Genomic DNA, 21323 nt, shown 5'->3' with positions numbered 1-21323 from the left:
CTTTAACAGTATTGCTCCCATCAAGTTTCTCACAATACACAGCTAAATATCAGTCATTATTTGCCTCAAAGACGACTTCTTGACCTTCTTCGTTGATAACCTTAGTCAAAGTATCCTCTGCATTTTGGAGGGTCTCTTGCAATTTTTTACTTAAAGCTACCCCTTTTTGGAATTGCGCTAGCGCCTCTTCTAAAGGAACATCGCCCTGCTCAAGTTTGCCTACGATCGCTTCTAACATTTGTAATTCTTGTTCAAAAGTTAAATTTTTTTCTGTCATTTTTTCTTCATCCCATCAATTTTAGTAACTTTAGCTTTAACACTACCATCGCTTAAATGCAATTTGATCTCAGAACCGACCGTCAGATCAGATGTTTTTTTGATGATCTTTTCATCTGCCGTGACGTAAGAAAAACCACGTCCCATAACGCGCAACGGGCTCAACATATCTAAAGCAGCGGTAGCCTTTACCAAACGTTGCTCTCTATCACCAACATATTTTTCCGTTGCCCGAAATAGGTCTTTTTTGAGCTGTGCCACCTGTTGTTTATGCAAGTTGATCGTATCTTTTGGCGAAGAACGTTGCAAACGCGTCATCAGCTCTGAAAATGACTTTTCTTTTTGATACAACTGTTCACGATAAGCCTGTTTGAGTCGATTCTGGTAACCGTCAAGTTTTTGAAGGTAGCCTTCATACAGGCGATTTGATTGCATAAAGACGTAAGAATTTTGCAACTTTTGTAGCTGTTGGCGCCGTAACTTTAGCATAGCTTGATAACTTTGGATCAAACGTAACTTATCTTGTTTGATCCGCAAGATCTCGTCTTCTAAAACTGGCGTCGCCAATTCAGCTGCTGCAGTAGGTGTCGCTGCCCTGACATCAGCCACTAGGTCAGCGATCGTCGTATCCGTTTCGTGTCCAACTGAAGAAATGATCGGGATCTTACTTTCAAAGATCGCCCGAGCAACTTTTTCTTCATTAAATGGCCACAGATCCTCGATCGACCCACCACCACGACCGATAATGATCGTATCAAAATCGCCACGAGCATTGACCTCTTTTAATCGTCCCACCAATGAATCAGCCGCTTTCTCACCTTGAACGACTGCGGGAAATAAAACTAGCTGTGCGATCGGATAACGCCTTCTAGTAGTCGTGATGATATCACGAATGACTGCTCCTGATGGACTAGTGATCACTGCGATCCGTTTAGGAAAGTGGACTAATGGTCGCTTAGGTGCACTAAACAAGCCTTCCATGGATAATTTAGCTTTTAATTGTTCAAATGCTTGATACAAAGCGCCAACACCATCTGGTTCCATCTTTTCGATCGTTATTTGGTAATTCCCACTAGGTTCATACAGATCTACTCTTCCGACCACCAAGACTTTCATTCCATCTTCAACATTGAATTTCAATTTGTTAAATGCCGATTGAAACATGACCGCATCTATTTTAGCACCATCGTCTTTTAAACTAAAATATTGATGGCGTGGACGCAAACGAAAATTTGAGATCTCCCCTGTCAAATAGACACGATTCAAATATGGATCAGCACTAAATTTTCGATGTAGGTACTTAGTTAATGCTGTGACAGTTAAATATTGATCTTTTTCCATTAGCTATTGCTCTTTTCTGCCAATTCAAGCGTTTGTTGCATTAACATCGCGATCGTCATCGGACCAACGCCACCAGGAACTGGCGTTAAATAAGCTGCCTTAGTTACAGCACTAACTTGTTTGACATCACCGACTAATTTGCCGTTATCCAAACGATTGATCCCAACATCGATCACAGTTGCGCCTTCCTTGATATAAGTCTCATCGACCATTTCAGCTCGCCCAGTTGCAACGACTAAAATATCAGCCTGGCTAGCAACACTTGAGAGATCTTTAGTCTTACTATGTGCCACAGTGACCGTAGCATCTGCATTTATCATCAAAGCAGCTAAAGGACGTCCCACTAAATTACTGCGTCCGATGATCACAACATTTTTACCAGCCACAGGGATCTGATACTCTTCTAATAAGACCATGATCCCACGCGGAGTACATGGTAAAGCTTTTGGTTGCCCCATAAAAAGGTGACCTAAATTTTCTGGGTGTAGACCATCAGCATCCTTTTTAGGATCGATCTGTTCGATCACCGTATTTTCATCAAGCTGTGCTGGTAATGGCATTTGCACCAAGATCGCATGGACTGTTACGTCGCCATTCAACTCATCGATCAATTGTAATAACTCTGCTTGTGTCGTGTCAGCTGGCAAAGTGATATCTTTAGTCTTGATCCCGATCTTTTCAGCCGCCCGTTTTTTGTTACGGACATACACCTGACTAGCCGGATCATCTCCCACTAAAATAACAGCCAAACATGGCTCTAGCCCTTGTTGTTTTAACTGTTCTGTCTTTTTCCTTAATTGGCTGCGGATTTTTTCAGCAGTTCCGCGTCCGTCTATCATCACTGTCATATAAATCACAACCTTAACTTTAGTGTATACCTAATATTTTAGCATACTCAGCAACATTTTTTTCAAAAATAAAATGCCTGCACTAAACTTTAGTACAGACATTTTTCATCTTTTAAAGTAGATTTGATAAAACACCATTGATAAAACGCCGTGATTTATCATCACTAAATTCCTTAGCTAATTGCAAAGCTTCATCTAAAGCTACTTTAGCCGGAACATCATCAACATAAAGCATTTCATAGATCGCTAAGCGCAAGATCAAGAGGTCTGTCTTGTTCAAGCGTGCAAGCGTCCAGTTTGAGCTTAAATGTTGATCGATCTTTGCGTCTATTTCAGATTGGTGTGTAAGTACGCCTTCTACCAATTCAGGCAAGTAGGCTGGTACTGTAGTTGTCGCCTCATCTTCCAACAAAGCTTCGTAAACGTCTTGTGGTAAGGCATCTGGGTTGCTATTCAACGCAAAAAGTGCTTGAAAAGCCAGTTTACGCGTATCATGTCTACTAATACTCACTATTCTTCACCATTCTCTTCCCCAAATAGATTATTTGGGTCAATTGTTTGTTCTTGTTTTTCAGGAATTACCCCTTGAACGTGCACATCAACGCCTAAAATTTCAATTCCCGTCATAAAGAGAACTTGTTGGCGAACCTTTTCTTGGATCTGGGCCGCAACTTTGGGAACTGAGACGCCATAGTTCAAAAAGACATAAACATCAACTTTTAATTGGTCTTCGTCTTTATTGACTTTGACACCTTTGCCCCGAATCTGACGGCCTAAGAGTTCTGAAAAGCTGTTGGCGATCGAACCACGCATCGAATATACACCATCGACTTGGCTTGCTGCGATTCCAATGATCACTTCGATCACTTCTGGTGCTAACCGAACTTCACCTAAGCTGGGTTCTTTACTTGTTAAAACAATATTATTATCTTCAGACATATCTAAAACCTGCTATATAAAATATGGAAAAATATAGGACCACCCCTATATCTCAAGAAAGATTATATATTTCCTTTCTTAAATTTTTTCACTTCCAATATTCAACCAAGAAATCCTTTTTTAAAAATTTACCTGTCTTCAAGTTTTTTATGCCAGGACAATCCCGATCCCATATTATCTTTCTTACGGTCACTGTCACAAAAAATAGCTAAAATTGCTAAATGGTTGATTTTTGGCGAAAATAACGTTCAATTGACCAAATTAAGCACGTGAGATATATGTGCCGTCAGTTGTGTTGATCGTTAATACATCACCTTCATTAACGAAGAATGGAACTTGGACCACAACACCTGTTTCCATTGTAGCTGGTTTAGAACCACCAGAAGCTGTATCACCTTTGATACCTGGTTCAGTTTCAGCAACTGTTAGATCGACCGTATTTGGTAATTCAACACCTAATGTTTCAGAACCGTACATGATAACACTAACGACCATGTTTTCTTTCAAGTACTTCAATTCTTCTGTTAAGCTTTCACCTGGTAATTCTAATTGTTCATAAGTATCTGTATCCATGAAGACATAGTTATTACCATCAGCGTATAAGTATTGCATCTTCTTGCGATCGATCTGTGCTTGTTCTACTTTTTCACCCGCACGGAATGTTTTTTCTTGAACAGCACCATTACGTAAGTTTTTTAATTTAGAACGGACAAAAGCAGAACCCTTGCCTGGCTTCACATGTTGAAATTCGACCACACGCCATAATTCACCATCGACTGTGATCGTTAAGCCATTTTTAAAATCATTTACTGAAATCATATTAGTCCTCCTAAAATAATTACATAAGTCCCACTATCTCACTAGTAGCACACTTATCCAAATATAATTCATACACTTTATAATATCAAAAGAACAGCTGTAAATGCAAGTTAATCACCGCTATCTCGCTTAAATTTCATAATATTCTTGGTAAAAATCGGTCAAATTCTCATAGCCTGTTTCAGTGACTAAAATATCATCTTCCAAACGTACTCCACCCAGACCTGGTAAATAGATCCCTGGTTCGATGGTGATCACTTGTCCTGGCTGTAAAACTTCTGCGCTTGTTTTACCGATATAGGGACCTTCATGAACATTTAGCCCGATCCCATGTCCCATGCCATGTTCAAAATATTTCCCGTAACCTTTTTGGGTGATATAGTCACGTCCGATCCGATCAAGTTCTTTTCCAGTGATCCCAGGTCTGACTGCTTCGATCGTCAATTGCTTAGCTTCAGAAACGATATGATATATCTCTTCTAGTTTAGGATCGACCTTGCCTAGTACAAAGGTTCGGGTCACATCCGAAGTATAATGGTCTAAAAAATAGCCATAATCAAGAGTCACTAAATCTCCTAAGGCTAATTTTTTGTTACTTGCAACACCATGTGGTAAAGCCGAACGAGATCCTGAAGCTACGATAGTTTCAAAAGAGACTTGACTGGCCCCATTTTTTCGCATGTAATAGTCCAATTCCAAGGCTAGTTCTTGTTCTTTAAGTCCTGGTCTAGCTATCTTTAAGACATGCTCAAACCCATCTTTAGCTAAGCGACAACTTGCTTTTATCTTTTCGATCTCAGCAGTAGATTTTTGCAAACGTAATGCTTCGATCAAACCACTCAATGCAACTAGATCACACAAAGCATATTCATCTAAGCGATCATAAACTTGATAGCTTAAACTTTCCTCAAATGCTAAAGCAACGATGTTTTCACGTTCGCACAACTCTAAGGCTTGTCCAAAATAATCACGTGTGATCACAGCTTTTAACCACGGATTAGTTTGAGCTATTTGCGTCTCAAAACGTGCGTCAGTGATCAAATAGCGTTCTTGTTCTGTTACTAGTAGAACTCCTGCATCCCCTGTAAAACCACTTAAATAATAGATATTATCTGCTGAAGTCACCAAATAAGCATCTACACTAGCTTCTTGCATTTTTTGACGTAAGCGTTGACAACGTTGGTCAAATTCATTCATCATTGTTACCTTCCTTGATCCATATTTATCTCATGATAACACACCTATGTGCGCTAAAAAATCTAAATGATCTCCTTGATCTTATCAGCGATATAGTTTCCCTTGACCACCACAATGATCCGATTAGCTCGATAACTTTCGAGGCTTCGAAAATGAACTCGAACGATCATAAAACACTTGTCTGTTCCATCAACGATCGCTGTTGCTCCCTTAAAATTTTGTTTTGTACTGAGAACTAACATTGTTTGATCTTGTTCTTCAAAGTAGATTTTTTCTAATAAGTTTGGCAAATTACCGCCCCCATTTACTTTTTATCCGTATTATATTCCTTAGTAAACAAAAATTCCATCAACCATAACTTATATAATAAATTTATAATAAATTATCGTTTTTAAAAACATTCTTTCTTGTTACAGTTAATATGTTATACTGAATTTTATGTAAATTAGAAAACGAGGTCACGGATAATGAAAGAAATTACATCGGTCTCCAATCCTCAAGTCAAGGCTTGGAAAAAACTCGCCACTAAAAAAGGGCGGCAACAAAGTCAAACTTATTTGCTTGATGGTTGGCATTTAATCAAAGAAGCATTGAATTCTGATAAGCCGATCCAAAAGATCCTAGTCACACCGAGTTTCAAACATCTAGCTGACTTAGAGATCTTACCCGAGATCCAATATTTCTCGATCAGTGAATCGATCGCCAAACAACTCAGCGAAACTAAATCTCCCCAAGGAATCTTTGCTGAAGTAGCATTTGATCAAATCAAGGTCAGTCCCGCCACTGCTTCTGGAGCGTGGCTATTACTTGATGGTGTCCAAGATCCAGGAAATATCGGAACTATGGTACGGACAGCTGATGCAGCTGGCTTTTCGGGTGTTGTTTTTGGCTCTAAGACAGCTGATATGTATCAACCTAAAGTCGTCCGCTCAATGCAAGGTAGCCAATTCCATCTTCAATTAGTTACAGCCGATCTGACCACTTGGGTCCAAGCTTTCAAAGCCAAAAATTATCCTGTTTTTGGAAGCGAACTAAACAAAGACGCTCGTTCCTATCAAGAAGTTGGCCAACACCAAAATTTTGCTTTGATCATGGGCAATGAAGGTAACGGTATGAGTGCAGAACTATTACAGCAAACTTCACTCAATCTCTATATCCCGATCAAAGGCCATGCTGAATCGCTAAATGTAGCCATTGCTGCTGGGATCTTGATGTTTCAACTCATAGACTAACTAAGAGAAAATGAGGATCATATAAATAAAGAGGGACCTAGCACGATATCTAAGTCGTGCTAGGTCCCTTTCCCTATTCACTAAGTATTGCATTTGTAGCAATTTTCATTCGATAGCATTCAAATTTTGAACGATCTGTTCTGCATGGACATCGGCCTTGATCAACCTATCAGGATCAAATAAGATCCCCGCCATCTTAGCGTTATGCCCCGCTACGACATCTAATGTCCGATCACCGACCATTACAGAAACGCTGGGATCTAGTCCGTGTTTAGCGACTAAAAAATTCAACGCCTCAGGATCAGGCTTTCGTTTAAAACCATCGTCTGCCGTCGAATGATCTGTAAAATATTGCAAAAATCCATCACGTTCGAGCAATGTCAATGAACTTTTATCTCGATGGGTCAATAAAAAGTTTTGACCACCATTAGCAATGATCCGCTCCAATAACTCAAGCGCCCCTGAAAACGGCTTAGCGTAAACTTGATATTTTTCTTCTAAATTCCGATAATCAGCATGCAATTTAGCCTCATCTAACTGTGATGTCGTGTATCGCCGATAAGCTTCACGAACGGAAACCTCACGCATCACTTGATAAACTTCACTTGCCGATAATTCTATCCCTTGAAGTGCAAAAGCTTCAACAAAGGCTTTGACCATGCCAGGATACGTATCATAGAGCGTTCCATCAAAATCAAAAAAATAATTCTGATACATATTATGACCTCACTATTTAATTCTCTGTATCAAAGATGATCGTTACGGGACCATCATTTATCAAACTCACTTGCATATCTGCCCCAAATTCCCCAGTCTGAACTTCAAGCCCTAAAGCTTGTAGCTTTTTGTTGAATTCAGCATAATTAGCCGCTGCCTTAGCTGGTTCTTGAGCCTTAGTAAAACTCGGTCGATTTCCCTTCTTAGTATCGGCATAAAGAGTGAATTGTGAGATCGACAAAATTTTCCCTGCGATCTGTTGAACACTCAGATTCATTTTACCTTCTTCGTCGCTAAAGATCCGACAGTTAGCGATCTTTTTAACTAAATGATCGATCTGCTCACTACCATCACCAGCTTGAAAACCAACTAATAACATCAGACCTTGGTCGATCTGCCCAACCGTTTGATCTGCGATCGCCACACTGGCTTTTTTTACTCGTTGTAATACTACACGCACTTTTTTTACCTCGCTTAATGGATCGTTCGTTTTACTACATAGACATCAGGGACTCGCTTGATATTATCGATAACTCGTTGCAAATGCACCTTATCTCGGATCCCTACCGTCACATCGATCGTCGCCATCTTATTATGGTCGATCCGACCATTGATCGAATTGAGCTGTTTTGTCGTATTGTTGATCGCCTGTAAAACATCATTCAACAGACCAGAACGATTATACCCTTGGATCTCAAGATCGGTATTATAGTGCGTCCGGTCATCGGAAACGACATTCCAACTTACATCGATCAAACGCGTGCCACTTTGTTCAGCATTCTTTACATTAGGGCAATCAGTCCGGTGGACCGAGACCCCACGCCCTTTGGTGATATAACCAACGATCTCATCACCAGGGATCGGATTGCAACAATGGCTCAAGCGGACCAATAGATTATCGATCCCTTCGATCAAGACACTTTCATCATGCTTATTCTTACTATTAGCATTATTATTTTTGATCCCCTTATGATCTTCAAGAAGATCTTTTTCTTGTTGTTTTTTACGTTGTAATTCTTTTTGCTCACGAATATCTTGCGTCAAAATATTAATGATCCCAGCCGGTTGTAATTCACCAAAACCAAGCGCTGCATACATATCATCGCTCGTGGAAATATGACGCTTAGCCAAGACCCGCTCAATATTTTTAGTATTTAAAACATCGTGTACATTATACCCTTCTTCGATCAGTGCTTCTTCTAAGATGTCTTTACCACGGTCGATATTTTGGATCCGATCTTGTTGTTTAAAGAAACGTTTGACTTTATTACGCGCCTTATTGGTATGCACCAGATCTAACCAATCCCGACTAGGACCAGCGGAATTTTGTGAAGTTAAAATATCAACGATATCACCATTTTTGACCTGATAATCCAGCGGAACGATCTTACCATTGACTTTAGCTCCTGTCGTATGGTTTCCGATCTCAGTATGGATCGTATAAGCCATATCCAGTGGCCCAGCTCCCTTAGGCAATTCAAAAACATCCCCTTTAGGCGTAAAGACATAGACCCGGTCACTAAAGAGATCGCCCTTGACACTTTCCATGAAGTCATTAGCATCACTGGATTCATTTTGTAATTCAATGATCTCTTTGAACAAGTTGAGTTTTTCACCCGTCGTCGTTTCTTTGACGCCATCTGTCTTCCCCTCCTTGTAAGCCCAGTGAGCAGCGATACCATATTCAGCCACACGATGCATCTCTTCAGTTCTGATCTGCACCTCAAATGGTGTCCCGTTTGGCCCGATCAAAGTCGTATGCAATGATTGGTACATATTGGCTTTAGGCATCGCAATATAATCTTTAAAACGTCCCGGCATTGGGGTCCACTTTGTATGGATCGCACCTAATACAGCATAACAATCCTTGATCGATTTAACGATCACACGGATCGCGAGCAAGTCATATATCTGACTGAATTGTTTGTGCTGATCACGCATCTTACGATAGATCGAGTAAATATGCTTTGGGCGCCCGTAGATCTCACAATCTTTAAGCTTAAGATCCACGATCGCACCTTTGATCTCATCGATCGCTTCATTGATGTATTGCAAACGCTCATCACGTCTTGAATTCATCAAATGTACGATGCGATAGTATTGTTGGGGGTTCAAGTACCTTAATGAGGTATCCTCTAATTCCCATTTGATCGTACTGATACCTAAACGATCAGCTAACGGTGCATAGATCTCAAGCGTTTCATTTGCAATTCGGCGTTGTTTGTCTGGACGCAAATGTTTTAAAGTACGCATATTATGCAGACGGTCAGCTAACTTCACGATGATGACCCGTAAGTCTTTTGACATCGCCAAGAGTAGTTTACGGTGATTTTCAGCTAGTTGTTCTCGGTGTGACTTGTAGCGGATCTTGCTCAATTTTGTGACCCCGTCTACGATCACTTCAATATCTTTGCCAAAGAGCTCACCAATATCAGCTAAAATAACGGGGGTATCCTCGACTACATCATGCAAAAAGCCCGCACTTACCGTTTCAGGATCCATTTTTAATTCAGCTAAGATCGCAGCCACTTGGATCGGGTGGACGATATATGGTTCCCCTGACTTACGAAATTGTTCACGGTGAACGTAGGTAGCAAAATCACAGGCTTTTTGTACGATCGCCACATGTTCTGCATTCATGTATTCACTACACTTATTGATCACATCTTCTGCACTCCAAATTACGTTCTTTTCCATCTCATCACCGTCGCCACTAAAGACAGTAGCGCTTCCTTTCTCACCAATCTACCAAATTCATTTGAATGCACGATAGGCACTTTTCACTACTGCAAAAAGTGCCTATTGCTGTTGTAAAATTTTATTTGCGTACAGCACCATAGGCAAAGCCTGTCAACATCAGATAAACTACGGCACAATAGATCGCATGGCTATCAAAAAAGAAATCACAACCGATCAAGTAAATAACTGGGAAAAATAGCACTAACCAAAACTTATCAGCATGTTTACCTGCATAAAATCCAATTGCGATCGCATAAACTACATTGACACCAAATAAGATCACACCCGTTTTCGTGATCTCATCAACATTTAAAACAGTAAAAATGATCGGGATCACGAAACTAAACAGTGTGGCAAAAGCCCAATACGAAATTACTTTTTGGGGTGATACTTTACTTAATTGCATTCTCATTACCTGTTTCTAAAATTAATTAATTTTATTTTACCGTAAAATCACATTTTAGTATAGAAGAAACTCTGCTACAGGCTATTTTACCAATTCTAACGCATACGAAAGCGTCGCTAGCAGATATAGTGGCGCTGTTTCAGCCCGCATGATCCGTGGTCCTAATCCCGCTTGAACAAAGCCTTTTTGAGTCAAAAGTTCGATCTCATTTGTTGATAGACCACCTTCTGGGCCAAAAACTGCCGTCAGATGTGGCACTTGGCGTGTAGTGAGTTGTTCAATAACTTTGACCAAATTAGCTTTTTCCCCTTGTTTAGCTGCTTCTTCATAGGCCACGATACCTAGCTCATCTGAAGCTAGTTTTAATTCTTTCAAGCTGCTGCAGTAACTGATCGTCGGGATCGTGGTGCGATGTGACTGTTCGGCCGCTGCTAAAGCGATCTTTTCTAACCGCGCGATCTTTTTAGCTTGCTTTTTATCATCCCACTTGGCGACCGAAAAATCGCCCTTGAAAAAGATAAATTTATCAGCTCCCAATTCCGTTCCCTTTTGAACGATCAATTCCGCTTTATCTCCCTTAGAAAGTCCACAAGCGATCGTTGTTACAACTGGCAATTCAGTTTGATGACTAAAAGTTTCAACGACCTTAGCTCGCGCCTGTTGTTTATCGACTGCTGTCACTTCCATTATCTGAACTTGCTTATCTGGAGTCACCAACTCAAATTTATCTCCAACACGCATCCGCATTACTGTGATCGCATGCTTATAGAGGTCTTTTGGTAAAATAAATTGCTCATTGGCTAACATTTCATTATAAAAATAACGTTGCATTTTTTAGACCTCATCTGTAGTTGGCATATGGGCGATGATCGAATACCAATCTTTTATATTTAAAACTTGATCGATCATAAAGCCCTTTGCTTCAAGCTCACTGACGATCAAGTCTTTTTTATCAACAATGATCCCAGAAGTGATAAAGATCCCGCCTGGCTTTAAGCACTCATACGCTTGGGGGATCAATGGTACGATGATCTCAGCTAAGATATTAGCCGTGATCAACTCAACTTTTGTCTTGATCCCCGCCAACAGATCATTAGCCCCCACTGTGATCGCATCTTGCATATCATTTAACGCCAAATTTTCTTCAGCTGCTTTGACCGCTTCAGCATCAACATCATAAGCAGCGATCTGATCGACTCCAAAATACTTAGCTGCAATACTCAAGACACCTGAGCCAGTTCCTACATCTATCATAGTTTCGCCACCACGCACAACTGTCTCTAATGCTTGTAACGCCAATTTAGTCGTTGGATGTGTCCCCGTTCCAAAAGCACGACCGGGATCAAGTTTGATAACTTTTTCATCAGTCATTTCCGGAGTATAATTTTCCCAACTTGGTACGATCGTCAAATAGCGCGTTAAGCGGACCGGATGATAGTATTTTTTCCAAACATCCGCCCAAGAATCATCATCTAGTTCAGCTAATTTGACAGTTCCCTTTCCTGGATCTAAGCCAAATTCTCGTAATTGTGCGATTTTTTGTTCTAATTCAGGGAGTAGCTCTACTAAGCCAGCTTGTGCTTGAAAATATGTAGCTAATTCAACTTGACTAAGATCGGAATCATCGATCTCAACGCCACCAGCACCATTTTCCATCAAAAGATTTATTACAGCTTCACTCGCCTCATTTGTTGTCGTTACAGTTAATTTGATCCAATCCAAAATAAATTCATCCTTTGCTTAAAATTTAGGGTACGGCAAATTTTCAGTAACCGTATTCTCATTTGCATCCTGCACAAATCTTTCAAATTCACTCATCGACCATGTCAGTTCGAATAATTCCTTGTCACTGTCATTTAAAAAGTCAAGTAGATCCGAACGTCCATTATCTAACACGATCTGTAAATAACTAAAAAATGCTTTGCCGCGCGCTAACGTCCAACCTTTTTTACCAGCATAGCTCAAACACGCTAAATACGCTTCTGATTCGACTTGTGCTACATTTTTCTCATCATAAAATAAAATACTGTCACTAAATGAGATGATCGGTTCATCCGAACTTACTCCTTTTGCATCAGTGATGACTTGACTAGTAGAGTTTTCAGCATAAAAGGTCAGTTCCATCTCAAATGTTTTGGCACGCTTATTCCAAAAAAGTTCGATCTTACCATCAAAATCTAAGCTATCTATATTGCTTTCTAAAAAAGTCAAAAGATCTGTTTTTGCCATCCAATCAATCCTGTCTGTGTATAGTTACACTAATATAGTAACCTCTAGGCGGGATAGAAAACAAGTTTAATTCGATAATCTTTTGTTTTTAGATGATTTAACGTATATTTTATCGTTTTTAGCAATATTTTATTAATTTTTTACACTCAATTAAGCACAAAAGCCATAATTTCTGATAAACTAAGAGTGTGAATTACTAACTTTAGGAGATGATCTACTTGGCAAAATACAAAATGATTCTTGATCTTGATACTGGGATCGACGATGCATTAGCCATCGCTTATGCTTTAGCCTCAGAAGAATGCGATCTGATCGGGATCGTGGGTTCATATGGTAACATTCTAGTCGAAGATGGGGTCCAAAATAGTTTAGATTTACTTGAACTGTTAGGACGTCCCGACATTCCAGTTTTCACTGGACTTCCACACGCTTCTACTAAGGATAGCTTTGAAGTTATGCCGATCAGTGCCCAGATCCACGGTAAAAACGGTATTGGCGAAGTCAAACTAAAAAAAGCTGACCGCAAACCTGAAACGATGTCTGGGGTCGATTTCTTCATCGAAGCTGCTCACAAATATGGCAAAGATCTCGTGATCGTTCCAACTGGTCCTTTAACAAACTTAGCTGCAGCTTTGGAAAAAGACCCACAGATCGCTAAACTTGTAGGTAAAGTTACCTTAATGGGTGGAGCTTTGACTGTTCCTGGGAATGTCAATCCCGTAACCGAAGCTAACATTAATCAAGATCCTGAAGCAGCTGATAAAGTCTTTCGCAGTGAATTCCCATTGACGATGATCGGTTTAGACGTTACGACTCGAACACTCTTGACTACAAAAGAAACTCAAAAGTGGCGTGACTTGAAGACTTTAGCTGGTGAAAAATACGCTGATCTAACAGATTACTATATCGATGCTTACAAAGTTACAAGTCCTCATTTAGGTGGTTGTGCTTTACATGATCCATTAGCTGTAGCAGCAGCGATCGAGCCTTCGTTAGTAACAACACTTGATCTAAATATGAAAGTCGATACTAAAGGTCCTTATGCTGGACGCACGATCGGTGATGAAACTCGGATCAACGAACCAGCTTTATCGACTAAAGCAGCCGTCAACGTCGATAAGGATCGTTTTGTCGATCTATTTATGGAACGTTTGACAACACTATTTAGCAAAAATTAGGAAGATGAGGCTTAAGCAATGAATATTCTTGGGATCTCCCTTTATATCTTTTGGCTTTTGCTGGTCATCTTAAAATTTAGTTCTTTACCGCATGACCGCCGTTTTTCTTACCAACAAGCTTTCTTTGGTACTTTGTACTGGTATAAAAACTTTAGAAATTTACTGTTGCTCTGTGCTTTGATGGTTTTATTTATTTTTGCGCCACTAAAATTGATCTACTTTCTATTTTTTATTACCGCCTGCCTAATATTTCTTATGACAGCGCGCAATTTTTGGTTTCGGATCGGCAACGCTTGGACCAGTATCTTTCTTTGTTTAGCTTGTATCTTTATCGGGATCGGCACTGGACTATTTGTTTTCAAAACTTAAATATCCTGAGGCTGTGACATAAGTTTCTATTAAAACGGTCGTAAATGGGCTTTAAAAATTGTTCATTTACGACCGTTTTTGTACTATAAATAAAAAAGACACTAGCCCCTGCATTTATAACATAAATCAATTCAGTTTGAACATGGCGACCTCCTATGAAGCTTAAAAAATAAGATCAAATCTATTTTCGGTAATTTGAAGGCTTATTTGGGGTTTACTCGATTTACCGTATGAAGTAAAAAAAGGTAAATCGTCAAATGAGAATAGTATTAATGGCATTGAACATGTGGAAAATGTCCACTGATAGTCCAAAAATATCACCAAATAATAAATAAAAACAAAAAGAAGACCATCCGAATTTTTGAAAAACTCGGATGGCCTTCTTATATAGAAACTTATGTCACAGCTTCTTTCTTAGATCAATTTATTTAACTTCGATGATCTTAACTTGCATTTCACCGCCAGGAGTTTCAACACTCACTGTCTCTCCCACTTTATGTCCAACTAAACTTTGTGCGATCGGTGATTCATTTGAGATCTTACCAGCAAATGGGTCAGCCTCAGCAGCACCTACGATCTGGTAAGTTTCTGGTTCATCGTCCTCTTCTTGGAAGACCACCGTTTTACCGATCGCAACTTCGTCAGCAGCGATCGAGCCATTATCAATGATCTCAGCATGATTCAACATGTTTTCTACTTCTTTGATCCGACCTTCAAGCATTGATTGTTCATTCTTCGCAGCTTCGTATTCGGAGTTTTCGGATAGATCTCCAAAGGAACGAGCGATCTTGATCCGTTCGATGATCTCTGCTCGCTTAGTTGTCCGGAGTTCTTCTAATTCAACTTCAAGTTTTTCTTTACCTTCCAATGTCATTGGAAATGTTTTTTCTTCAGCCATTTTTACACCTCATTAATATCATTAACTGCGTGGTCCATTATACCACAATTAGCCTTCGTTTTTACGAATGATGTCACGAACTTTTGTGACCAAAAGATCGATCGCAACTTGATTTTCGCCACCTTCAGGCACAATAATGTCAGCATAACGCTTTGAAGGTTCAATAAATTGATGATACATTGGCTTAACTGTCTCAAGATATTGATCGATCACTGATTGCAATGTTCGACCGCGTTCTTCAATATCACGTTGGATACGACGAATGATCCGAATATCGTCATCAGTGTCCACGAAGATCTTGATATCCATCAGATCACGCAAGCGTGCGTCATTTAGCGTCAAAATACCTTCCACAATGATAACTTCTCGTGGTTCTTGAACTACAACTTCCTTGCTCCGTGTATGAGCAGCGTAATCGTAAACTGGGATCTCGATCGTCTTCCAGTTTAGTAGATCTTCAAGCTGTTCGATCAAGAGATCTGTATCAAAAGCATTTGGATGGTCATAGTTGACTTTAGTACGTTCTTCAAATGGAACATCATCTTGACTCTTGTAATATGAATCTTCTTGGAGCATCATCAAGGAATGACCATGAAGTTGATCAAAGATCGCACGGGAAACAGAGGTCTTCCCACTACCTGATCCTCCAGTTACACCGATAATAATTGGACGTGGACGCTTCTTTGCTTCTGACATTAATAAATACCTACCTTAAATTAATTATTGATTATCTTTTTCGAGTTTTTTGGTCAATGCTTGATGTTCTTCATAAGTCTTGGAGAAATAGACCTTACCTGTCTTCATATTTGCGATGAAATAAAGATAACCTTTATCCTTATCGACTGGATCTAAGACAGCTTTTACCGATGCAATACTTGGATTATTGAACGGTCCAGGTCCCATACCTTCATTTTGATATAGGTTGTATGGAGAATCGACTTCAAGATCTTTATATGTCACATTTTGCTTATGTTTACCTAAAGCATAAAGAACTGAAATATCCGATTGGATCTTCATGTTCTTTTCTAAGCGATTTTCAAACACACCTGCGATCTTATAACGATCCTTTGCAGTCACACCTTCACGTTCAACTAAGGAAGCTAAAGTCAAAGCTTGTTGAACTGTGTAGTGACGTTCGGAGATCTTACTGTAGTATGGTGACAACATTTCATTGGTCTTAGCTACCATTTGTTCGACCAATTGCTTTAATGTCGTATCATCTTGAACCGAATAAGTAGCTGGATATAAGTATCCTTCTAAACGATAACGAACATCTTTAGCTTCGAGTGCTGATGTTAATAACTCTGGATACTTGTTCTTTAACTCATTTAAGAAATTTTCGTCGTTGACTAATGCCAAAAAGTCCTTCTTACTAAACTTAGTCGTATTTTGGATCTCAGTTCCGATCTCATCGATCGTCACCCCTTCTTTTACAAGAACTTTTCCTGAGTCAAGTGATTCACTAGCACCACCTTTTTGTAAAGCCTTTGAGATCTGTTCAAGTGTCATTGATGGTTTTAGTTCATAATACCCTGCCTTAAAATTACCTAGTTTATTAGTCTTAACGTAGTAATCAAAGACAAAGCCACTCTTGATGACCTTTTTTTCCTCTAAAATAGCACCGATCTGCTTGTTGTTACTTCCAACAGGGATCTTGACTTCGATACGTTGATTCGAGTTTTTGTCAAGTGGTTGCAAAGCCGTCTTAACGTAATGATAGCCAAATGCTCCGACTAATACGATCAAAACTGCAATCACTAAAATAACACCGATGATGATTTTTTTAGCAACCGATTTCTTTGCTTTTTCTTTACCCAAAGTAATCACCCTTACTACACTAATGTGAACAAATATATTATTTATATTTGTGAAAGAATCATAGTTTTTCCTTTCCTGCGTTTTAAGCCCCTAGCTAAATTGCTATGTATAAAGATCATACACTGGATCTACCAATTCTTATGAGATCCTTAGCCCCACATTGTGCTCTTTCTGACTACGATCTCCTTGACCCATGGCTCTATTTTATCTAAGCCATTCCCGTGTAAACTCTATCTCTACCATTATATAAGCGTGGTTGTCTAATTGCAATATTGTATCATGGTTAATTTCTAAAAAAAGAAGCCCATATGAGCTCCTTTAATTTTATTTCTAGCGAATGTCGGCTTCAAATTCCTCGACCAGCTTAGCTTGTACCTTTTCAAAAGCTTTTGTAACTGCTTCATCTTGTAAAGTTGCATTTGGATCAGAGTAGACCAAAGTGTAAGCCAATGATTTAAAGCCAGTCATAATGTGTTCACCTTGATATACATCGAACAGCTTGATGTCTTTTAAGAAAGCACCACCGTTTTTACGAATGCAATCTTCGATCTGTTGATTTGTCACATCAGTCGAAACTGCCAAAGCGATATCACGTGTGATCGATGGATATTTTGAAACTGGTGTGTAAAGTTTAGCTTCTTTTGGCAACTCGATAACTTTTTGTAGATCGAGCTCAAAAACATAAACTCGTTGTTTTAATTTATATTCTTTAGCTGTATTAGGATGAACTTCACCGATAAAACCTAAGTAATTTTCCCCTGCATAGATCGCAGCGGTTCGACCAGGATGCATATCTGGCATAGCAACGGCTCGATAAGATTCGTTAGTCACACCTAATTCATGTAACAAGTTAGCTACGATCCCTTTTAGATAGAAGAAATCAACTTCTTGTTTTGTAGTATTCCAGTTAGCATCACTGACTAAACCTGTCAGTGCCCCAGCGATATGTTCAACTTCACGTGGACGTATTTGATCTTCATCTCTAAAGAAGACACGTCCTTGCTCATATAACGCAACATCGTTAACTTTACGCGCTGCATTATAGGCTAGATCATCTAAAAGACCTGAGATCAAGTTCATTCGAACCGTTGTATGTTCACTGCTCATTGGAAAATCTAAATTAGTCGGCAAAGCTTCTTCCAAGGCAAACCGTTTGGCCTTTTCTTCAGTTGTCAATCCATATGAAATAGCTTGATCTAAGCCAGTCGCTTCTAACGTCTGGCGTGCTTGCCGGATCAATTTTTGAGCTGGTGTGTAACTACCTGGTGTCGTTTGCCCTGCTGGGAGCGTTGTTGGTAAATTATCATAGCCATAGATCCGAGCTACTTCTTCAACTAGGTCAGCTTCGATCGCAATATCCCAGCGTCTTGTTGGTACATATACTGTCAAATCATCAGCTACGACTGTCGTTTCAAAACCCAAGCGATCAAAAATAGCTTGGATCTGTTCCACCGTCAATTCTGTGCCTAAAACTTTATTGATATGCGAAGCGGAGGTCTTGATCTTTGTCGGAGTAGTTTCTGGTTCATTGACACTAGCTACACCCTTGACCACTTGACCTTCACCTAATTCAGCGATCATTGCAGCAGCAGCATCTAAAGCTTCACGGACAGCTGATACATCAACACCACGCTCAAAGCGCATTGAAGCTTCTGAGTGTAAGTTTTCCCGCCGTGAAGTTTTTCTGATCCGATGACCATTGAAGACAGCCGCTTCTAAAGCAACCGTGGTCGTTTCATCACTGATCTCTGTATCTAAGCCCCCCATTGTTCCGGCTAAAGCAACTGGTACATCATTGGCTGTGATCACGATGTCATTTAGTTGTAATTTACGTTCTTCACCATCAAGGGTAACTAGCACTTCGCCTTCTTTAGCTAAACGCACAACGACTTGCTTAGATCCCAATTTATCAAAATCAAAAGCATGCAGCGGTTGACCATAATCAAGCAAGATATAGTTTGTCACGTCAACGATATTATTCAACGGGCGAATGCCCGCATTCCAAAGACGAATTTGCAACCACATTGGGCTTTCTTTGACTTTGACATCTTTTATGACCCGCATCATATATGGTTTAGCTAATTCTTCAGGTGCACTGACCGTAACATGATCAGCGATCTCATCTGTGGTTGATTCAACAATATGTGGAACCGGTAAAGTCACTTCACGATCATAGATGGCTGCGATCTCATGGGCAGCTCCACGCATACTTAAAAGGTCACCACGATTTGGAGTGATATCAAGATCGATCACCGTTTCATCCATCCCTAAATAACCAAAAACAGGTTCACCTGGTTTAGCATCTTCAGGTAAAACATAGATCCCGTCAGCAAATTCTTTAGGGACCACGCTTTCAGGAAAACCTAATTCTTGTAAAGCACAGATCATTCCTTCAGAAACTTCGCCCCGCATCTTACCGCGTTTGATCTTCACATTACCAGCGATCCGTGAATTTGGTAAAGCCACGATGACTTTTTGCCCCGCCTTGATATTAGGAGCACCACACACGATCTGCGATGGTTCTTCTTCCCCAACATCTACTTGGCAAATATGCAAGTGGTCAGAATTTGGATGATCTTTAACATCCAAAGTGTAACCTACAACGATCTTCTTTAGTCCATCTTCAAGTTTACCTGTACTAGCAACTTCGACCGCTGTTCTTTCGATTTTTTCAGCCAGTGCTAACGGTTCAAGGTCAGCGACAGGCACATATTCATTTAACCATTTTGTTGAAACTTTCATGAATCAGTTATCCTTTCTGTGCGAATTGTTGTAAGAATCGAACATCATTTAGATAAAATTCGCGAATATCATCGACACCGTATTTGAGCATAGCAAAGCGATCAGGACCAAGCCCAAAGGCAAAACCACCATAAACTTCTGGATCGACACCAGCCATCTTCAAAACATTAGGATGGACCATACCAGCACCTAAAACTTCGATCCACCCTGTTTGCTTGCAAACTGAACAGCCCTTACCGCCACATTTGAAACAGGAAACATCAACTTCGACAGATGGTTCTGTAAATGGGAAGTAACTTGGGCGCAAACGGATCTCGCGTTGTTGACCAAAAACAGTCTTAGCGATCAGCTCTAACGTACCTTTTAGATCACCCATTGTAATATTTTTGTCGATGACCAGGCCTTCAACTTGGTGGAATTGATGCGAGTGAGTCGCATCGTCTGTATCACGGCGGTAGACTTTACCTGGGGAGATCATCTTTAAAGGTCCCTTGCTAAAGTCATGCACCTCCATCGTCCGTGCTTGAACAGGCGATGTTTGAGTTCTCATCAATAATTGTTTAGTAATATAAAATGTGTCTTGCATATCACGAGCAGGATGGTCTTGAGGCAAGTTCAACATTTCAAAGTTGTAATGATCTTCTTCGATCTCAGGCCCATCAACAACTTGAAAGCCCATCCCTAAGAAGAGTTTTTCGATCTCATCGATAACTTGGACTAAAACGTGTGGTGTTCCGGTCTTGACTGGAGTAGCTGGTAAAGTAACATCGATCGTTTCACTTTCTAAACGTTTAGCCAACTTCAATTCTTCTAATTCAGCGTGCTTTTCAGCGATCGCTTGAGTCAATTCATCTCTGATCGTATTAGCAAAGCTTCCGACCTTAGGACGTTCCTCAGCGCTTAGATCACGCATTCCTCGTAAAACTTCAGTAATCGAGCCTTTTTTGCCCAATAATTCTACTCTGACGTCATTGATATGTTTAGTATCTTCAGCACGCCTAATTTTTTCTAAGCCATTTTGTTTGATCTCTTCAAGTTTTTCTCTTAGATTCACACTAATCTTTCCTTTCATCCGGCTGATCCAACGTAAAAAAGCCTCATCCCTAAAAAGGGACGAGGCTTCGCGGTACCACCCTTGTTCTGTTATAAGTAAATAACAGCACTCTTTCATGATAAAACGGTCATGAACCGATCTGTTATTCATCCTCAGGAATCCCAACAGCAACTCAGGAAGTGAAATTCGGCCTTAGATCAAGCAAGCCTTCTCAGCTCCCGGCTCTTTTCTGTCTTGATCGATCAGCTTACTAATTTCCGTCTACGTCTTTAAATATTCTACAATTCAGTTTAAGCTCGTATGCATAAATAGTCAAGTAGTTATTTGCAATCTTCTTCAGAATACCACTTTTCTGACCAAACATGGATCTCTTGCATGATCGTTTTTAAAGCTGCGCCCCGGTCGGTCAACTGATAGACCGCACGTGAGCTATTGCTAGCCATCACACGTTCTACCAATCCTTCCTTCTCCAACTCCTTTAGACGTTCCACTAAAACGCGATCACTGCATTTCTCAACTTT

General features: G+C 40.0%; 24 protein-coding genes. 3 read left to right on the top strand and 21 right to left on the bottom strand.

Annotation, left to right across the window (positions count from 1 at the left end):
- Positions 1-49: 49 nt before the first annotated feature.
- The 8 genes from Q9Q35_RS09600 to Q9Q35_RS09565 all read right to left on the bottom strand — a co-directional run bounded on the left by Q9Q35_RS09600 (position 50) and on the right by Q9Q35_RS09565 (position 5710).
- Positions 50-277: an exodeoxyribonuclease VII small subunit gene (locus Q9Q35_RS09600; RefSeq protein WP_304653156.1), complete on the bottom strand. Its 228-nt coding sequence runs from the start codon at positions 275-277 to the stop codon at positions 50-52.
- Complete coding sequence (xseA, locus tag Q9Q35_RS09595) at positions 274-1617, bottom strand: exodeoxyribonuclease VII large subunit (protein WP_304653155.1); 1344 nt, start codon at positions 1615-1617, stop codon at positions 274-276. The genes Q9Q35_RS09600 and xseA overlap by 4 nt, the downstream gene beginning before the upstream one ends.
- Positions 1617-2465 (bottom strand): bifunctional methylenetetrahydrofolate dehydrogenase/methenyltetrahydrofolate cyclohydrolase FolD, encoded by an 849-nt coding sequence (gene folD, locus Q9Q35_RS09590; RefSeq protein ID WP_304653154.1) that lies wholly within the window; start codon positions 2463-2465, stop codon positions 1617-1619. The genes xseA and folD overlap by 1 nt, the downstream gene beginning before the upstream one ends.
- A 112-nt stretch (positions 2466-2577) precedes the next feature.
- Positions 2578-2976: a transcription antitermination factor NusB gene (nusB, locus tag Q9Q35_RS09585; RefSeq protein ID WP_304653153.1), complete on the bottom strand. Its 399-nt coding sequence runs from the start codon at positions 2974-2976 to the stop codon at positions 2578-2580.
- Positions 2976-3404 carry an Asp23/Gls24 family envelope stress response protein gene (locus tag Q9Q35_RS09580; RefSeq protein WP_004047591.1) on the bottom strand — a complete coding sequence of 143 codons (429 nt, stop codon included), beginning with the start codon at positions 3402-3404 and terminating at the stop codon, positions 2976-2978. Before Q9Q35_RS09580 ends, nusB begins: the two co-directional genes overlap by 1 nt.
- Positions 3405-3665: 261 nt before the next feature.
- The gene (gene efp, locus Q9Q35_RS09575) at positions 3666-4223 is read right to left on the bottom strand and encodes an elongation factor P (protein ID WP_004047589.1); all 558 of its coding nucleotides are present in this window, start codon (positions 4221-4223) and stop codon (positions 3666-3668) included.
- A gap of 129 nt (positions 4224-4352) precedes the next feature.
- Positions 4353-5420 (bottom strand): Xaa-Pro peptidase family protein, encoded by a 1068-nt coding sequence (locus tag Q9Q35_RS09570; protein ID WP_304653164.1) that lies wholly within the window; start codon positions 5418-5420, stop codon positions 4353-4355.
- 62 nt (positions 5421-5482) lie between these two features.
- Positions 5483-5710, bottom strand: a complete 228-nt coding sequence (locus Q9Q35_RS09565; RefSeq protein WP_056959646.1) for a hypothetical protein — start codon at positions 5708-5710, stop codon at positions 5483-5485.
- A gap of 177 nt (positions 5711-5887) precedes the next feature.
- Between Q9Q35_RS09565 and Q9Q35_RS09560 the strand changes: the two genes are divergently transcribed.
- Complete coding sequence (locus tag Q9Q35_RS09560) at positions 5888-6652, top strand: RNA methyltransferase (protein WP_304653152.1); 765 nt, start codon at positions 5888-5890, stop codon at positions 6650-6652.
- Between the two features lie 105 nt (positions 6653-6757).
- Here the strand turns inward: Q9Q35_RS09560 and Q9Q35_RS09555 are convergent, their stop codons facing one another.
- The 7 genes from Q9Q35_RS09555 to Q9Q35_RS09525 form a co-directional block, all read right to left on the bottom strand.
- Positions 6758-7369: an HAD-IA family hydrolase gene (locus Q9Q35_RS09555; protein WP_304653151.1), complete on the bottom strand. Its 612-nt coding sequence runs from the start codon at positions 7367-7369 to the stop codon at positions 6758-6760.
- Positions 7370-7385: 16 nt separating this feature from the next.
- On the bottom strand, positions 7386-7829 hold the full coding sequence (gene dtd / locus Q9Q35_RS09550) for a D-aminoacyl-tRNA deacylase (RefSeq protein ID WP_304653150.1): 444 nt from the start codon (positions 7827-7829) through the stop codon (positions 7386-7388).
- A 14-nt stretch (positions 7830-7843) separates the two neighbouring features.
- Complete coding sequence (locus Q9Q35_RS09545; protein WP_304653149.1) at positions 7844-10066, bottom strand: bifunctional (p)ppGpp synthetase/guanosine-3',5'-bis(diphosphate) 3'-pyrophosphohydrolase; 2223 nt, start codon at positions 10064-10066, stop codon at positions 7844-7846.
- Between the two features lie 121 nt (positions 10067-10187).
- The gene (locus tag Q9Q35_RS09540; protein ID WP_304653148.1) at positions 10188-10514 is read right to left on the bottom strand and encodes a hypothetical protein; all 327 of its coding nucleotides are present in this window, start codon (positions 10512-10514) and stop codon (positions 10188-10190) included.
- An 81-nt stretch (positions 10515-10595) separates the two neighbouring features.
- Positions 10596-11345 (bottom strand): 16S rRNA (uracil(1498)-N(3))-methyltransferase, encoded by a 750-nt coding sequence (locus Q9Q35_RS09535; RefSeq protein WP_304653147.1) that lies wholly within the window; start codon positions 11343-11345, stop codon positions 10596-10598.
- A gap of 3 nt (positions 11346-11348) precedes the next feature.
- Positions 11349-12236: a 50S ribosomal protein L11 methyltransferase gene (gene prmA, locus Q9Q35_RS09530; RefSeq protein WP_304653146.1), complete on the bottom strand. Its 888-nt coding sequence runs from the start codon at positions 12234-12236 to the stop codon at positions 11349-11351.
- 18 nt (positions 12237-12254) lie between these two features.
- A complete protein-coding gene (locus Q9Q35_RS09525; RefSeq protein ID WP_304653145.1) occupies positions 12255-12743 on the bottom strand; it encodes a DUF3013 family protein in 489 nt (162 codons plus the stop codon).
- Between the two features lie 218 nt (positions 12744-12961).
- Between Q9Q35_RS09525 and Q9Q35_RS09520 the strand changes: the two genes are divergently transcribed.
- Together Q9Q35_RS09520 and Q9Q35_RS09515 are read left to right on the top strand one after the other, a co-directional pair.
- On the top strand, positions 12962-13921 hold the full coding sequence (locus Q9Q35_RS09520; protein WP_304653144.1) for a nucleoside hydrolase: 960 nt from the start codon (positions 12962-12964) through the stop codon (positions 13919-13921).
- 18 nt (positions 13922-13939) lie between these two features.
- Positions 13940-14290 (top strand): hypothetical protein, encoded by a 351-nt coding sequence (locus Q9Q35_RS09515; RefSeq protein WP_304653143.1) that lies wholly within the window; start codon positions 13940-13942, stop codon positions 14288-14290.
- Between the two features lie 424 nt (positions 14291-14714).
- Here the strand turns inward: Q9Q35_RS09515 and greA are convergent, their stop codons facing one another.
- The 6 genes from greA to Q9Q35_RS09485 all read right to left on the bottom strand — a co-directional run.
- Positions 14715-15188 carry a transcription elongation factor GreA gene (gene greA / locus Q9Q35_RS09510; protein ID WP_304653141.1) on the bottom strand — a complete coding sequence of 158 codons (474 nt, stop codon included), beginning with the start codon at positions 15186-15188 and terminating at the stop codon, positions 14715-14717.
- A gap of 48 nt (positions 15189-15236) precedes the next feature.
- A complete protein-coding gene (udk, locus tag Q9Q35_RS09505) occupies positions 15237-15884 on the bottom strand; it encodes a uridine kinase (RefSeq protein WP_289190361.1) in 648 nt (215 codons plus the stop codon).
- A 24-nt stretch (positions 15885-15908) separates the two neighbouring features.
- Positions 15909-17006, bottom strand: coding sequence for an endolytic transglycosylase MltG (mltG, locus tag Q9Q35_RS09500; RefSeq protein WP_304653140.1), 1098 nt, complete (start codon positions 17004-17006; stop codon positions 15909-15911).
- Between the two features lie 330 nt (positions 17007-17336).
- Positions 17337-19748 carry a phenylalanine--tRNA ligase subunit beta gene (gene pheT / locus Q9Q35_RS09495; RefSeq protein ID WP_304653138.1) on the bottom strand — a complete coding sequence of 804 codons (2412 nt, stop codon included), beginning with the start codon at positions 19746-19748 and terminating at the stop codon, positions 17337-17339.
- Positions 19749-19755: 7 nt separating this feature from the next.
- On the bottom strand, positions 19756-20802 hold the full coding sequence (pheS, locus tag Q9Q35_RS09490; RefSeq protein ID WP_304653163.1) for a phenylalanine--tRNA ligase subunit alpha: 1047 nt from the start codon (positions 20800-20802) through the stop codon (positions 19756-19758).
- 320 nt (positions 20803-21122) lie between these two features.
- A partial coding sequence (locus Q9Q35_RS09485; RefSeq protein WP_304653137.1) for a helix-turn-helix domain-containing protein occupies positions 21123-21323 on the bottom strand: 201 nt, incomplete at its 5' end.

This window comes from uncultured Ligilactobacillus sp. (assembly GCF_948826705.1).
GTDB lineage: Bacteria > Bacillota > Bacilli > Lactobacillales > Lactobacillaceae > Ligilactobacillus.
This window is presented reverse-complemented; position numbering and strand designations above follow the sequence as displayed.

What these genes read in the sequence shown, in the direction of transcription:
- Q9Q35_RS09600 (WP_304653156.1), bottom strand. Translation starts at nt 277, where the DNA reads ATGACAGAAAAAAATTTAACTTTTGAACAAGAATTACAAATGTTAGAA.
- xseA (WP_304653155.1), bottom strand. Translation starts at nt 1,617, where the DNA reads ATGGAAAAAGATCAATATTTAACTGTCACAGCATTAACTAAGTACCTA.
- folD (WP_304653154.1), bottom strand. Translation starts at nt 2,465, where the DNA reads ATGACAGTGATGATAGACGGACGCGGAACTGCTGAAAAAATCCGCAGC.
- Q9Q35_RS09580 (WP_004047591.1), bottom strand. Translation starts at nt 3,404, where the DNA reads ATGTCTGAAGATAATAATATTGTTTTAACAAGTAAAGAACCCAGCTTA.
- efp (WP_004047589.1), bottom strand. Translation starts at nt 4,223, where the DNA reads ATGATTTCAGTAAATGATTTTAAAAATGGCTTAACGATCACAGTCGAT.
- Q9Q35_RS09570 (WP_304653164.1), bottom strand. Translation starts at nt 5,420, where the DNA reads ATGAATGAATTTGACCAACGTTGTCAACGCTTACGTCAAAAAATGCAA.
- Q9Q35_RS09560 (WP_304653152.1), top strand. Translation starts at nt 5,888, where the DNA reads ATGAAAGAAATTACATCGGTCTCCAATCCTCAAGTCAAGGCTTGGAAA.
- Q9Q35_RS09555 (WP_304653151.1), bottom strand. Translation starts at nt 7,369, where the DNA reads ATGTATCAGAATTATTTTTTTGATTTTGATGGAACGCTCTATGATACG.
- Q9Q35_RS09545 (WP_304653149.1), bottom strand. Translation starts at nt 10,066, where the DNA reads ATGGAAAAGAACGTAATTTGGAGTGCAGAAGATGTGATCAATAAGTGT.
- Q9Q35_RS09540 (WP_304653148.1), bottom strand. Translation starts at nt 10,514, where the DNA reads ATGCAATTAAGTAAAGTATCACCCCAAAAAGTAATTTCGTATTGGGCT.
- Q9Q35_RS09535 (WP_304653147.1), bottom strand. Translation starts at nt 11,345, where the DNA reads ATGCAACGTTATTTTTATAATGAAATGTTAGCCAATGAGCAATTTATT.
- Q9Q35_RS09525 (WP_304653145.1), bottom strand. Translation starts at nt 12,743, where the DNA reads ATGGCAAAAACAGATCTTTTGACTTTTTTAGAAAGCAATATAGATAGC.
- Q9Q35_RS09515 (WP_304653143.1), top strand. Translation starts at nt 13,940, where the DNA reads ATGAATATTCTTGGGATCTCCCTTTATATCTTTTGGCTTTTGCTGGTC.
- greA (WP_304653141.1), bottom strand. Translation starts at nt 15,188, where the DNA reads ATGGCTGAAGAAAAAACATTTCCAATGACATTGGAAGGTAAAGAAAAA.
- udk (WP_289190361.1), bottom strand. Translation starts at nt 15,884, where the DNA reads ATGTCAGAAGCAAAGAAGCGTCCACGTCCAATTATTATCGGTGTAACT.
- pheT (WP_304653138.1), bottom strand. Translation starts at nt 19,748, where the DNA reads ATGAAAGTTTCAACAAAATGGTTAAATGAATATGTGCCTGTCGCTGAC.